This is a genomic window from Pseudomonas sp. LBUM1678 (assembly GCF_059695575.1).
The window spans coordinates 1,719,329-1,734,123 of the sequence record NZ_CP166775.1 but is presented as its reverse complement, the minus strand read 5'-3'; the positions used below and the strand labels follow the sequence as shown (position 1 = coordinate 1,734,123).

10 protein-coding genes are annotated in these 14,795 nt (G+C 60.7%); all 10 read right to left on the bottom strand.

All coding sequences use genetic code 11. The annotated features are described in order from the left end of the window. Positions 1-17: 17 nt before the first annotated feature. The 10 genes from ACA070_RS07790 to ACA070_RS07745 all read right to left on the bottom strand — a co-directional run bounded on the left by ACA070_RS07790 (position 18) and on the right by ACA070_RS07745 (position 14,789). Positions 18-2,948: a TIGR00180 family glycosyltransferase gene (locus tag ACA070_RS07790; protein ID WP_497450677.1), complete on the bottom strand. Its 2,931-nt coding sequence runs from the start codon at positions 2,946-2,948 to the stop codon at positions 18-20. 54 nt (positions 2,949-3,002) lie between these two features. Then, positions 3,003-3,740 (bottom strand): cephalosporin hydroxylase family protein, encoded by a 738-nt coding sequence (locus tag ACA070_RS07785; protein ID WP_497450676.1) that lies wholly within the window; start codon positions 3,738-3,740, stop codon positions 3,003-3,005. A gap of 17 nt (positions 3,741-3,757) precedes the next feature. Further along, positions 3,758-4,828, bottom strand: coding sequence for a class I SAM-dependent methyltransferase (locus tag ACA070_RS07780; protein ID WP_497450675.1), 1,071 nt, complete (start codon positions 4,826-4,828; stop codon positions 3,758-3,760). Beyond that, the gene (locus tag ACA070_RS07775) at positions 4,818-5,675 is read right to left on the bottom strand and encodes an NAD-dependent epimerase/dehydratase family protein (RefSeq protein WP_497450674.1); all 858 of its coding nucleotides are present in this window, start codon (positions 5,673-5,675) and stop codon (positions 4,818-4,820) included. Before ACA070_RS07775 ends, ACA070_RS07780 begins: the two co-directional genes overlap by 11 nt. Next, entirely contained in the window at positions 5,672-6,898 is a 1,227-nt protein-coding gene (locus tag ACA070_RS07770) for a methyltransferase domain-containing protein (RefSeq protein WP_497450673.1), read from the bottom strand. Before ACA070_RS07770 ends, ACA070_RS07775 begins: the two co-directional genes overlap by 4 nt. Then, positions 6,895-7,455: a dTDP-4-dehydrorhamnose 3,5-epimerase family protein gene (locus ACA070_RS07765; protein ID WP_497450672.1), complete on the bottom strand. Its 561-nt coding sequence runs from the start codon at positions 7,453-7,455 to the stop codon at positions 6,895-6,897. The genes ACA070_RS07770 and ACA070_RS07765 overlap by 4 nt, the downstream gene beginning before the upstream one ends. Next, entirely contained in the window at positions 7,452-8,534 is a 1,083-nt protein-coding gene (rfbG, locus tag ACA070_RS07760; protein WP_497450671.1) for a CDP-glucose 4,6-dehydratase, read from the bottom strand. Before rfbG ends, ACA070_RS07765 begins: the two co-directional genes overlap by 4 nt. Continuing rightward, a complete protein-coding gene (gene rfbF, locus ACA070_RS07755) occupies positions 8,516-9,289 on the bottom strand; it encodes a glucose-1-phosphate cytidylyltransferase (RefSeq protein WP_461957774.1) in 774 nt (257 codons plus the stop codon). Before rfbF ends, rfbG begins: the two co-directional genes overlap by 19 nt. Before the next feature lie 217 nt (positions 9,290-9,506). After that, positions 9,507-13,103: a glycosyltransferase gene (locus ACA070_RS07750; RefSeq protein ID WP_497450670.1), complete on the bottom strand. Its 3,597-nt coding sequence runs from the start codon at positions 13,101-13,103 to the stop codon at positions 9,507-9,509. A 114-nt stretch (positions 13,104-13,217) separates the two neighbouring features. Next, positions 13,218-14,789, bottom strand: a complete 1,572-nt coding sequence (locus ACA070_RS07745) for a flagellar hook-associated protein 3 (protein ID WP_497450669.1) — start codon at positions 14,787-14,789, stop codon at positions 13,218-13,220. Positions 14,790-14,795 lie beyond the last annotated feature (6 nt).

Genomic DNA, 14,795 nt, shown 5'->3' with positions numbered 1-14,795 from the left:
TTACCTGTGCACCAGACTTAAGCCAACAACCGCGCCCAGTCCACGCTGGATGCGTTGCCAAGGGTGAAACCCTTGCCGGTCAAGGCGAGGTTCTTGTTGTATGCCAGATCATGCCCGAACGGCCCCGTCCACTTTTCACGCAAAGCCTGGAGGGCCTGCGGCGCGTCGGGCAAGATGCCTGGGTGAATGACCTGTACTTGCGGCGTCCACACCACCAGATAACCCGCCTGGCCAGCCTTGAGGCACAGGTCGACATCAGCGAAAGCGTCGGAGAACACGTCTTCGTCCAGGCCGCCGACGTCATCGAACAACGCTTTGCGGATCATCAGGCACACAGCGGAAACGGCCGAGTAGTTTTGCTCCAGCACCAGACGATTCAGGTAGCCCTTGGCATCCTTCGGCTCGCCGACAAAAGCCGAACCGACACCGTCGTTCATGCCCAGGATCAGCCCGGCCTGGGTCACGTTGCCGTCGCGGTCCTGCAACTTGGCACCGACCACGCCGACTTCCGGGCGCTGGGCCTGGTTGAGCAGGGATTCGAGCCAGTTCGGGTTGACCACTTCACTGTCGGCCGCCAGCAGCACCAGGTATTCACCTTCGGCCTGCAGACTGGCTGTGTTGTACAACGCCGACGCGCTCAGACGTTCCTGGGCGCGCAGGACACGGACCCGGTCGCCCGGCTGCCCGAGACCGTCCAGCCATTGCAGGAGGTCGGGGGACTGGCTCGCGTTATCGGCGATCAATACTTCGTAGCGGGTATAGCGGGTGCGTTGCACGATGCCGGTCAGGCAGCGTTGCAATTGCGCCAGGTTGTCCTGGCTCGGAACGATGATCGACACCAGCGGACGCTCAGGGTGACGGTAGTCGATACGGTAGGTGCCCGGTTCTTCCGAGCTGACTTGCGCCTTGTAGCCTCGGGTCGCGAGGTGACGGATCAATGCCTGGCGTTCGTGGGCATTGTCTTCGAGCACCGGCGCACGAGCGATCAGCAAAGGTTCGTCCAGATGCGCCAGCCAGGCCAGGCCTCCGTCCTCGATGATGCGCAGCAGCAGGTCGAATTCCAGCGCCTTGCTGAAATCAGCCTGATAGCCACCAGCGGCCAGCAGTACATCCTTGCGGATCAGCCAGTGCCGCGCCATCAGCGCGGGCAGGCTTTGCAACAGGTCAAGGTTGAAGCCGGGACGGAACACATCCGCCAGCGCACCATAGGCGTTGCGCTGGATTTCGTCCGACGCCACTGCACGACACTCCGGTGCGGCAAGCAGTTCCAGACCGGCGCGCAACAGGCCGCCAGCGGTGAACTCATCACCCGCTTCGGCCAGCAGCAACCAGTCGCACGGAGATTGACGAGCGACCTGATTGAGCTTGTCGACATAGTTGACCGGTGTCACACGAACGAAGTGCAGCGTGTTGTGCTCGGTCGTCGCGGCCAGCGGTTCGCCCGTGGTAAACACCACGATCTTGAAGGCGTGGCTGTGACCTTCCAGCAAGCTGTCGAGGGTGATCTGCAGCTTTGCCGTGTCGTTTTCGAGGTCCAGCACCAGAATGCCGAATTGTGGGCCACCATTGTGTTCAGCCAGGTAACGCTTAGTAGCGGCAACTTCGTCATCGCCCGGTGCACGCGCCGCCAGCCACTTGAGCAAGCGACCGGAGCGCATGGCAACGAACGCCTCGTCATTGCCTTGGGTCGATACAGCGTCCAGGCGCTCGGCCCAGGCGGACATGTCCCGCGCTTCGTCGGCTTCGCCCAGCAGCTCCAGCTGATGCGCCAGACGCTTGACCACCTGACGATTGAAAGGACTGGCTTCATACGCGTGCCACAGCCGATCGACAACGCTTTCGGCGGTGTCGTTGTTGCGTGGCCGCATCATGTTTTCCTGATCAGCCCATATACCTTCAAGTCCCTGCAGCTGGACCCGTCCAGCCGGCATGGCGTGCAGCAGAAACTCGATCTGGCTCAACAGATCGAAGAACGGCTGATTGTAGTAAGGCAACTCAACGTACTGATTAACGCCGAAGGTACGATTCGGCCCCTTCTGCGCATTGGTCCAGCGCGACTCGATAATCGGTTCGGCGGTCAGCGAGCGCCCGGTGCGCAGGCAGTCGCCCATGGCCTCGAAACTGTCCAGAGCCAACTGTTTGCCCTGCGCCGGATCGAGACCGGTTCGCGCGCTCGGCAACATCGACAGCAACTCGGCGAACGCCTCGCGCTCCGCCACCGATTTGGCATCGCTGGCGGTCAGGGTGCTGAAGACCTCGGTTTTGTGCTCGGAGGACAAGTAATTGACCTCACGCACCACGTAAGGGATCGGCAACATTCGCGCCTTGGACGTGGCCAGCATGTAGTACGCATGGCCGATTTCCTGCCATTCGAAGGTGGTGTCGTCCGGCATGACCGCGTACCAGTCGCGCAACAAATCGACGCGGTGAACCGCATAGAACGGCGGAATGTACTGCTGCATGAAGTCGATGACCCGATCCTGAGCGCGCTCGGACGAATAGTCTTCACAGACCTTCTTGTCACGACGGTAGTAGCTCACGCTGCTCGCCAGCGTCAGGTACATCAGGCAGTAGCCGTGGCACATGCCGTAATCGGGGTTCGACTCCAGGAACGAAACCGAAGCCTCGATCGCGTCATGCACGATGAAGTCATCGTCGGCGGCAAACACCATGTACGGCGTGGTGACCTGCTGCACGCCATAGTCGAGCTTGGCCCGCAGGCCCTGATAGCCGAACTGCGGCACATGCTGGTAGTCGACGGTCGGGAACACGCCGTCAATGCCATCGGTGACGTGGGTCGAGGAGTCCAGCAGCAGAATCCTGCAAGGCAAGGCGCTGTAAAACTTGACTGCCCGGCGCACAAAGGCCGGACGGTTATGGGTGACCAGCACCACCGTCAACAACTCGTTCAGTGGTAATCCGCTTTCAGAACCGTACTTGCCTTGCATTTTCTTCCCCACAACCGGCGTATCGCCCGATGAACTCAACAATGATGTCGTTGCTTAACGAACGCGACGCAGGTAGCCGTCCGGCGCCACGGTGATCAGCAGCTTGTTCTGCAGCTGACGGTCGATTTCGAAGTCGGCGTTTTCTTCCAGGTATTTCCACACGGCGGTCTTCGGGTTGTCGCCCGGGCCCCATGGACGATCCGGGAAGAAGTCGGCCGGCATGTCTTCAACCACGGTGTCCATCACCACGCAGTAGCTGTCGACCGACACCAGTGGCGCGTACAGGCGCAGTTCTTCCAGTACGTGGTCGTGGGTGTGGTTGGAATCCAGTACCAGAATGACTTTCTTGCCTTCGGCAGCAGCGCGCACTTGCTCGGCGATGCCGGCGTCAATGCTCGAACCTTCGATCATTTTGATGCGCTTGCTCATCGGGTGGCTTTCGATGGCTTCGCGGTTGTGCGGGCGAATGTCGAGATCGATGCCCAGCACTTCACCGTGGCCTTGCAGCTCCAGCAACGAGGCGTAATAGATAATCGAGCCACCGTGGGCGATGCCGCATTCGATCACCAGGTCGGGTTTGACCTGCCAGATGATTTCCTGCATCGCCATCATGTCTTGCGGCAACTGAATGATCGGACGGCCCATCCACGAGAAGTGGTAGCTGTACTTGTGCTTCGCCGACTGGTTAAAGAAATCCTGGGCCAGACCGGTGAGTTTCTGGTCGTCGCCCTGAGCTGCGATTTCTGCCTGGCATTCGGCTTCGAAGGCTGTATTGATGGTGTTGTCGGTCATTTTTCTAATCTCAATAGTCACTGGAACGAAGCGCTGTCGACGGCGTGATAGACGTAGCGTCCATCGGTCATCCGCTTGATTTCTTCGAGGTAGTTGGAGTTCATCACAAACAGGTTGGCGCCTTCGGGCAACGCATCCATGGCCTCTTGCGGCGAGGACACCCGCACGCCGCTCAGGGGCAGATATCGACCCTGTTTGGCCGGGTTGATATCCACCACGCGATCCACCGCCACACCGGCCCGTTGCAGAAACAGCGAATAGATCACGCCTTTGGACGACGCGCCCCAGATCGCCGAACCTTGTTCAGGGGCGGCTTGAATAATCTGCACCGCGCGCTCGAGGCTGCTGGTGAAACCTTGCGGCAACTCAAGGCGTGGCACCGGTTGTTGCGGGGTCAGGCGCAAGGTCGCGAGGTCCGCCACGATGTACAGGTATTGGCCACCGAACAGGTGACCGGCCTCATGCACCGTGCCGAACATCCGGCGCAGGTCATCGAGGCGGAAGTAATTGACGTGCTCGTAGAACAGATCGAACCAGGCACGGTGCTCCAGGATCCAGTCGAAGCACGGCACTTCGATGTAGATCTGCCCGCCCTGATTGGCGTCGGCCATTTCGGCGAGGAAACTCACCGGGTCCTGAATGTGTTCCAGCACATGGCGCAGCACAATGGCATCCGCCGCCAGGCCCAGACCACGCGTGAACGGCGCCTTGATCACATCGGCGTTGCTGCCTTCGTAGGCCGGGTCGATGCCGGTGATGGCGTAACCCAGGCTTTTCAGCAGCTCCAGAAAGTAGCCTTTGCCGCAGCCGACTTCGATCAGTTCCTGACCCTTGAAGTGGCGGGCAATGATGCCTTCGACATCGCTCAAGTGCTTCTGGAACTGGCCCGAGTGCGCCTGTTCGTTCTGGTAGTCAGCGTCGTAGCTGAGCTTGTCGGCATCGAAGGCCTGGTTGAAGATCAACCCGCTCTTTTCGTCCTGCACCAACAGCATGTCGGCGCTGGCCGACGCCCGGGCCGACTCGGGGTCGGCAAAGGTACGGTTCTGCAACACCGGCAGGTCGGCGACCCGATACAACTCATGCCTCATGCTCTGCTCCCAGTAGCTGTTGCAAACGGTCCGCCACGCCCCAGAACGCCATCGGTTCGTGGGTCGGGTATGGGTAGTGACCGAGGTTCAAACGGATCGCTGCGCCACGTTCGCGCAGTCGCTGCTCGACCAGCGCCCGGACCGAAACCGGCTGGCCGCTGGAGCAATTGATCACGCCGTCGAAATCACGGTGCTGCACGATGGCGGCGAGGTAGCCGGCGGCCGTGTCGATGGCCAGGTAATCGCGCAACTGTTCGCCGGCCGACATGTTGAAACTGTCGTCACCGGCATCGATGGCCCGGTCCAGCGCCGCGAGCAAACTGTTGGGGTTTTGCCCCTCGCCGTGCAGATAAAACAGCCGAGCCCATTGCAGGGTGAACGGTTGAACCCGCTGCAGGTTTTCGAGGAACAGGCGCAGGGTATTTTTTGCCAACCCATAAGGGTTACTCGGCAGCGGTGCGGTCTGCTCGCTGAGCGGCCCGCTCTGCAGGCCGTATTCGAAACAGGTGCCGGTGACCAGCACTTGTGAGACGCCCGCCTCGACCGCGCTCTTGATGAACCGGTAGTCGGCCATCAGGTTGTGCTCGAAGTGAAACAGCGCCTGATAGTTCGGCAACCCTGGCCAGGCCAAATGCGCCAAGGCATCAATGCCATCGGTCAGCGCGGCGATGTTCACATCGTCGGCGTGAATATCCGCCGCGATGAACTCCACGGCATTGATCCACGGCATGTTCGCAGCGGTCTCGGCGTTGCGTGCCACGGCGCGGATTTCGCAGCCACGGGCGAGCAAGGCCTCGACCAGATGCCTGCCAACGAACCCGGTCGCCCCGGTGACCAGAATCTTCACAGGACGGTCAACTCAGGCACGGCGATGACAAAGCGCCCGTTCCACTCGCGCACCTGGGCCAGTTGCTGACTGACTTCGTGCAACAGGTTCCACGGCAGCACCAGCACGTAATCGGGTTTTTCCAGATCGATCTGCGCCGGCGAAACAATCGGAATGCGACTGCCCGGCAGGTACTTGCCCTGCTTATGCGGATTGGCGTCGGCGACCCAGGCCAACAGATCCGGTTTGACGCCTGCGTAGTTGAGCAAGGTGTTGCCCTTGGCCGCGGCGCCGTAACCGACCACGCGCTTGCCGTCGGCTTTCGCCTGCAACAGGAAACGCAGCAGTTCGTGCTTGATGCGTTCGGCGGCGGGCGCGAGGGTCGCGTAGTACTCGGGGGTTTTCACCCCGGCGGCGAGTTCGGCTTGCAGTTGCTGTTGAACCGCTGGCCGGACTTCGCGGCGCACGCCGTCGGCACGCTGGACGAAGACTCGCAGCGATCCGCCGTGAGTCGACAACTGACTGACGTCGAACACTTCCAGACCGTTGCGCTCGCACAGCGTTTGCACAGCGGTCAGCGACAGATAGGAATAGTGCTCGTGATACAGCGTGTCGAACTGCTGCCCGGCCATCAGGGTCAGCAATTGCGGAAACTCGAACGTCGCCACGCCGGTCGGCTTGAGCAACGTCGCGAAACCGCCGAGGAAATCATTGATGTCCGGTACATGGGCCAGCACGTTATTGGCCGCCATCAGGTCGGCGGACCAACCGTCGGCGATCAACTGCGAAGCCGTGTCGCGGCCGAAGAACAGCTCGCGGATTTCCAGGCCTTTTTCCCGAGCTGCTTGCGCGGTGCTGCGGGTCGGCTCGACGCCCAGGCAAGGGATGCCGCGCCCGGCCACGTACTGCAACAGGTAACCGTCGTTGGCCGCGATTTCCACCACGCGGCTGTCGGCGGTCAGGCCGAAGCGCTCAACCATCTCGGCCACATACTTTTCGGCATGGGCCAGCCAGGTGCTGGAGAACGAACTGAAATACGCATACTCGGCGTCGAACAGGCTGTCGGCGCTGGTGTAATCCTCCGTCTGCACCAGCCAGCACTGCTGACACACCGCAACCTTCAGCGGCACCCATTGTTCGGCTTGTTCCAGCTGATCGGCGCGCACATAAGCGTTGGACGGCGGCGAGGTGCCGAGATCGATCAGCGGCAAGGCCAGAGAAGTCCCGCAACCACGGCAGTTCATACGCGTACTCCAGCGAAGTGTTCATCGAGCAAGGGATGGCTGGAATCCCTGGCCGACAGATTATTGACGGGCAACGGCCAGGCAATCGCCAGCCGTGGATCATTCACACTCAAACCACCTTCGTGTGCAGGCGTGTAATCCGCGCTGTGCAGGTAGAGCAATTCGGCGTCGTCGGTCAGGGTCTGGAAGCCATGGGCGAAGCCGGCCGGGATCAGCAGGCTGCGACCGTCGCCGGCGCGCAAGTGTTCGGCGTGCCAGTGCAAGAAGGTCTCGGAGTCGGGGCGCAAATCCACCGCCACGTCCCAGACTTCACCGCGCAGGCAGGTGATCAACTTGGCTTCCGGCGCACTGGCGTTCTGATAATGCAGACCGCGCACACTGCCGCGTTCGCGGGTGCAGGAATGGTTGATCTGACGGATATGAAACGCTTGGCCGAAGGCGCTGAGGCTGCCTTCACAGAACAGCCGCGCAAAGTGCCCGCGCTCATCTTCGAAGCGTTTGTGCTGCACGCTGAACAGTCCGGCGAGCGGTAATGCTTTCAACAGAAACTCGCTCACAGCGCGCCTCGGTACAGGTTCAACTGGCTCAGGGTGATGGCGCGCATGTCGTCGCCGTTTTGCCACGCCAGGTGCCAGTCGAGGGTCTGGGTCAGGCACTGCTGCAAAGACCAGCGCGGTTGCCAGGCCAACAGTTGACGGGCGCGGCTGCTGTCCAGACGCAACAGACCGGCCTCATGCAAATCACTCGGCTCGATACGCAGGCCGCGTGCTTGCGGCCAGCGGCTGGCAAGCAGTTCGACCACTTCGCCGACGCTGCACATGTCCGCTTCGCTCGGGCCGAAGTTCCACGCACCGGCAAATTCGGGACCTTTTTCGTAGAGCCCGGCGGCCAGTTGCAGGTAACCGGCCAGCGGCTCCAGCGCGTGCTGCCACGGGCGCACGGCTTGCGGGTAGCGCAGGGTCACGGGTTCGTCGGCGGACCAGGCTTTAAGCACGTCTGGAATCAACCGTTCTGGTGCAAAATCCCCCCCGCCCAACACGTTGCCGGCACGCGCCGTGGCCAAAGCCAAGCCGTGTTCGGCATACTTTTCAGCCGGGAAGAACGAAGCAGCGTAAGACTGCGCCAACAACTCACAACAGGCTTTGCTGCTGCTATACGGATCGTGTCCACCAAGGGCTTCGTTTTCACGGTACGGCCACAGCCATTCCTGGTTGGCGTAGACCTTGTCGGTGGTCACCAGCACGCAGGCGCGCACGCCGCCGACCTGGCGGATCGCTTCGAGCAGATTGAGGGTGCCCATGACGTTGCTGGAGTAAGTCCCCAACGGGTCGCGATAACCTTCGCGCACCAGCGGCTGGGCCGCCAAGTGCAGGACGATTTCCGGCTGGGACTCGGCAATCAGCTCCAGCAATGCCCCGAGGTCACGCAGATCGCCGCGCTGATCGTTGATGCCTTCGCGCACCCGCGCCAGCTCGAACAGGCTCGGCTCGGTCGACGGGTCCAGCGAAAAACCGCTGACCTCGGCACCCAGGCTTTGCAGCCACAACGTCAGCCAGCTGCCTTTGAAGCCGGTATGGCCGGTCAGCAGAACCCGCTTGCCGCGCCAGAACTCCGGGCTCAGTCCCATTGTTTCCATGGGGCCTCCCCGCTCAGCCACAGTTGCTCAAGGTGGTTTTTGTCGCGCAGGGTGTCCATCGGATGCCAGAAACCGTCGTGCTGGAAGGCTTGCAGTTGTTGTTCGCTGGCCAACGCGGCCAGCGGCTCGGCTTCCCATGAGGTCTGATCGTCGGCGATGTACGGCAGCACTTTTGGCGACAGCACGAAGAAACCGCCATTGATCCAGCCGCCGTCACCGCGCGGTTTTTCAATGAAGCCTTTGACGCTGTCACCGTCGCGCTCCAGGGCGCCGTAACGGCCCGGTGGCTGCACGGCGGTGACGGTCGCGAGTTTGCCGTGGGTCAGGTGGAAGTCCACCAACGCGCCAATGTTGAGGTCCGAGACGCCGTCGCCATAGGTGAAGCAGAACGCTTCTTCGCCTTCCAGGTAACGGGCGGCGCGACGCAGGCGGCCACCGGTCATGGTGTCTTCGCCGGTGTCGATCAGGGTCACGCGCCACGGTTCGCTGTAGTTCTGGTGAACATCCATGCGGTTGTTGCACATGTCGAAGGTGACGTCGGAAGTGTGCAGGAAGTAGTTGGCGAAGAAATCCTTGATCGCATAGCCCTTGTAACCAAGGCAAATCACGAAGTCGTGAATTCCATGAGCGGAATATTGCTTCATGATGTGCCAGAGAATTGGCTTGCCACCGATCTCGATCATTGGCTTGGGCTTGAGGTGCGACTCTTCGCTGATCCGCGTGCCCAGGCCACCCGCCAGAATAACTGCCTTCATCTTTTCCCCTCTTGTTCGTCACAGGGCCGGCCCAAGCCTGACAAGGCTTTGCGGCGATCTGGATAAATCGCATGAGGCGGCACCCATCAGCTTCTGGCTGCTTCGCACATGCTAGATTTATGGCGATTTTCAGGGGACTTGCAGGAAACGCGCCAGCTCGAATGGCGGCGCTGTGGTCGCCGCTACCGTTGGGCAGCGACGACCACTGGTGCGTACATCAATCGGCCAGCCAGCCGTTCTCCCAGTAGCGCACGTTATCGCCGCGCAGCATGAAATCGCGCAGCACGGCTTCGCGCAATTCATCGCCCATGCGGTAACTGGCATCCGGGTCCGCCAGGTGCATGCGGATGGCTTGCAACCACTCATCGGTGGAGTTGCTGATCACCCGCGTGCAGGGCAGATACCCCCGGTAAGCCTCGGTATCGGTACAGACGACCGGGTAGCCGCACGCGCCGTATTCCAGTAAACGCAGATTGCTCTTGCAGTCGTTGAAGATATGGAACTCCAGAGGTGCCAGCGCCAGGTCGAGGTTCAGACTCGCCAGCTTCGCCGGGTAGATGCTCAGGTCGATCACCCCATGGAATTCATACACGTAAGGCAGCAACTCGTCGGGGCACATTCCGAAAAATACCCAATCGACCTCGTTGGCCAGTTCGCGAACCACATCGGCAATGATCGCCAGGTCACCTGAATGACTGGTACCGCCACCCCAGCCAACCCGTGGTTTCTTCGAGGTCCGGCGCTGACTGCGCAGATCACTCCAAAGATGTGTGGCGAGCATATTCGGCACGACGCGAATGTCGTGATGCATGGACGACAACGCGTCGGCCAGTGGTTGAGTAGAAACCACTACCCGATCGCACAACCCGATGCCCCGACGAACCAGACGCTCCATCTCGACGTTATCCGGCATATTGCGAACATGCAGGTTTTTCTTCGAAGCCTTGATGACATAGTCATCCAGCTCGAAAATCAGTCGGGCTTTGGTGTAGGGCTTGAAGGCGGCGATATCGTTGATAGGTCCTTCGCTGTAGCGCCCCTGCAAAATGATGACGTCCGGCGACTCACGCTCGATTTCGATGACCGAAGGCAGGTCATAGTAAATCCGCCCGGTCGCCCGACCCGCTTTCTCCAACTCGACCAGCGGCTGGATTGCGCGATAGTGTCCGACCGCAGAGGAGTTGATTGGCAGGGCCATGACCTTAGGCACTTGCCGAGCGGAAAACGGGCTCCATCCGGTGCGCAAGCCTGGATCCAGACCGAAACTGGCGCCCCCCGGCGTATTCAACATCAGGTTAGGGTTGTAGGCCGGGTCGCGGGCAATGATGGGCAACCAGTGTCGGTAAAACGTCTGCTGCTCCCGCGTCCGAAGCGCCAGTCCGGCCTCGTCCACTTCGGTCGCAGGCGCTGTTCCGAGGGCCAGTTGCGCATACGGTGTCCACACCACCAGATAGCCGCTTTGACGGATTCGCAGACACAGGTCCACCTCGTTGAGGGTCAAGGCAAAGTCTTGCGCTTGCAGCCCCCCGACACTGTCGAACAGCGCTTTGCGCACTATCAGGCAATTGGCACCGACCGCGCTCATATCCTGAACCACCTGCAAGCGGTGCATATAGCCGGCCGAATTCAGCGGGTCGCCGAAAAACGGTGAGCCGGCCGGGCCTTGCAGGCCCAGAATCAGGCCGGCATGCACCACCAGACCGTCAGGATTGAACAGCTTGGCCCCGACCACACCGACCTCCGGACGCTGCGCATGATTGAGCAGTTCATCCAGCCAGTCGCCACGTGTGATCACCGCATACGGGTCGAGCAGCAGCAGGTATTCACCACGGGCCTGCTGCGCTGCGAAGTTGCGCGTCGCCGCGACATTGCCTTGCTGCGCAAACGCTCTCACCCGCAACCGGTCGCTGTCCAGCTGCGCCATGCCGTTCAGCCATTCGAGGGTCTCCGGTGATTCGCTGCCATTGTCGATCAACACCAACTCGTATTCGCTGTAAGCGGTTTTCTCGAGGAGCGTTTCAACACAACGCTGCACGGCGGCCAATTGGTCCTTGCAAACAATAAGGATCGACACCAATGGCCGCGCTGCATGCACGTAATCGACACGATTGAGCAAGGTGTAGCTGCCCTGGCGAATCTCATGCTCAACGCCCAATCGCTGAAGATGCGCTTGCACCACCTGCGGGTTAAGTTCAATGACTTCCGGCAGTGCCAGCCACTGCGCCAGGCCGAGCGTCGACTCCAGCAGCACCTCGGCAATATGTTCGACGACCTCGATACCGTCGTTTTCGACCATGCGCCACAGCACATCGTGAGGCGCCAGTTCGCCGTAGCTCGCATTGAAGCCGCCGAGGGCGAGGAAGCGCTCGCGCTGAAACGCCAGCGACCGCCCAACGTAGGGATAACTGCGCATCAGGTCCAGGTTGAAATCCGGCTTGAAGACCGGGTCTTCCGACTCACCGTCCCGCAATCCGCCTTCATCACCGTACAGACACAAGGCACTCGGCGAGACACTGATGCGCTCGGCCAACAGCAACAGCGCCGGCTCTACCAGACGATCGCCGGCACGCAGTACATAGAACCAGTCAACGCCGTCAAGTTGTGCCAGTAACCCGTTGATCTGCTCATACCCGTCGCCCTGCAACGGCAGATTGAATACCCGCTCGTCGAGTTGCGCTTCGGTACAGGCGCTGGATAACACCAGGGTCAGGTCCGGCGCATAGAGTTGTCCGGCAAGGCTCTGTAGCGTGAGATCCAGACCGGCCCGGCTGACCTGGTCATCAATGATGATCGGGACGATTTTCGGTTGCCTCGACCAACCGGCCAGAGTGTCCGGCAACAAGCGCCGCTGAGTTTCGTTGAGCGTGCGACACGACAGCCAATGAGCGTAAAGCTGTGAAAAACTCTCGCTGGCGATGCCCACCCGATGTTCCTGGCTGGACTGGTTTGCGCCCAGGGTTCGAGCCAGGGGCAACTCATCCCAGACGCGCGGTTCTTCTTTGCTGCGGCTCAGTGGCAGGCAACGCACCCATCCGCCCGCAGGCGCGCCTTCGCCACCGCGAACCTTGAGCATCTGCACCAGCCAGTGCTTTTCCACCTCGGCCGCGTCTTTCATCGGTTGCTGGCGACTCAATCGCTGCGGATGCAGCCGCTCGACACTCAACACGTAGTTGAGCTGCGCCATGTTGCCCCGCCGCATCAGGCAGATGAACAAGGCCAAATCGAGTGATGCAACAAAGCAATGGCCCGGTTGCGTCAGGGCGGGCATCAGCTCCTGGACATCCTCGCGGCGGAACAGCGCATTACTGAACCCACCGAGGAAGTTGACCGGGAAATTCTCGAAAATCGCCAGCAGGTCATCACCCTTGAAGATGCCGCAAACAGGCGACAGCGTGCTGTTCTCCAACCGCGACGGCAACGGGTGATCGTCTGCGTCCCAGAACGTGCGCTGAGCCAGCACCAGATTGATATCGGCATTCTCAGCAAGCACCTGCGCCTGGCGCTCGATGCAGGCAGGCGACAACTGATCGTCATCGCACAGAAATTTGATGAACTCGCCTTTTGCTTCGTCCAGACACGCCAGCAGATTGCTGACAAAACCCAATGTCTGCGGATTGCGCACATATCGCACTCGCAGCGCTGCATCGCCCGTCAGCGACTCGACAACCTGCCGGATCTCATCGCCGCGACTGTCGTCGCACACAATAATTTCAAAGTTGGCGTATTGCTGCTTCAGGGCGCTTTGCAGGGCACGGGCGAAAAAGCGTGGATTGAAGGCGGGAATGACGAGGCTGACTAACGGGACTGGATTCACGGCGGGACTCTCAAGCGGCGGACGCTCACCCGGCCGGGTGAGCCTTTGGAACCGCTGAAAAAAGGCGATTGGTATTCGGCAACTGACGGCCGGGCGCTTGCGCGCCCGACGCCTTTAGATCTTGTTGAACAGACCCAACTGAGTGATTTTGCTGAATGCCAACTGCGAGGCCTGCAACATGGTTTGCTGCAAGGTCAGGCGCGTCATCACTTCGGCCGGATCGGAATCGCGGATGGACGATTGGGTTGTTTTGTTGGCCAGACTCAGGCTTTGGTTGATCTGGGCCTGGGTATCCAGCGCCGCACCGCGTCCGCCCACCGAACTCAAGGCGCTGGACAACTGATCGTTGCCACTGGCCAGATTGGCGATGCCCGAGGCCACGGCCGCCTGCTGCTTCTGCATCAGGATCGGATCACCGTTGGTTGGCGTGTTCAATGCGCTCTTCAACTGGCTCACGGTATCCAGGATGTTCTGGGTTTCATGAGTATTGACGGCAATATTGAATTGATCGTTCGGCCCCGGCGCCGGTGCGCCGGTCATGGTGAAACTGACACCCGATGCAGTGGCAACGTTACCGACCATGGTCCCGGTGGACACCGGTTGGCTGCCGGCGGTCAACGGTGCCGCGTACAGCTCGAAAGCCGTGGCGCTGGTGAACTTCAGCACAGCCGAACCCGTAGGGAAACTGGCGTGGTAATTCGCCGGGTTGGTGATAGCGCTCGAGGTGACCTGCGCGGTCGTCGGGTTGCCCGGACTGCGAGTCGCGGTGAAGGTATCGGGCTTGGCGGCCAGGGTGAAGCTATGCCCAGGCAGCACGGTCGCGGCGTTATCACCGGGTTGCAGGTTGATGTTGAGGTTCAGTTCGACCCCGCGGAACGTCACGCCTTGGGTCTTGGCGCCTGTCGGGTCAAAAACACCACCCTGACTGGCTTCGGCGGTGACATCGTTACCGCCCGAGTCAAGGATTTGCAGCTGGGTGCCGCTGACGAAATTCACGGTGTACGGCTCGCCGCTGCGGAATTTGCTGTTGTAGGTGACGTTCGAGGACACCTGACCGTTGGACAGGGTCACGCGGCCATCATCCACCGCCGGCGCGGTCATGGTGACCTGGCTGCGGCTGGTATTGATCGCCTGCTGGAACACATCCCAACCGGTGCTGTTAGTGGCCATCGACATGGTATCGCCGATGGGCAGATCGAGGGTCACCTGGTCGCCGTTGTAGCTGTAGGTGCCGTCGGGGTTACGCGAGAACGGTGCAGTATCGCCCTTGGAACCGGAGAAAATGTAAGTGCCATTTTCGTCCTTGGAGTTCATCAGGCTCAGCAGTTGCTCTTCGATCTGGCCCAGCTCCGACGCGTTGGCCTGACGGTCGGCATCGGTGTAACCGCTGTTACCGACACCAATGGCCAACTCCCGGGCACGCTGCAGCACGTTATTGATGCTGGTCATCACCGATTCGGTCTGGCCCAGGGTCGCCTTGATCGTGTTGGTGTTGGCGTTGTACTGATCGAGCATCGAAGCCTGCTGACCCAGTTGCAGCAGACGCGAGGCACCAACCGGATCATCGGCGGCGGTGTTGACGCGGACCAGACTGCTGGCCTCTTCACTGCTCTTGACCGCGTTGGCGAAGTTCTTTTGATAGTTTGCAGCCGAGGACTCGTAAAACTGGCCGGTGGAAATGCGCATGGGCTA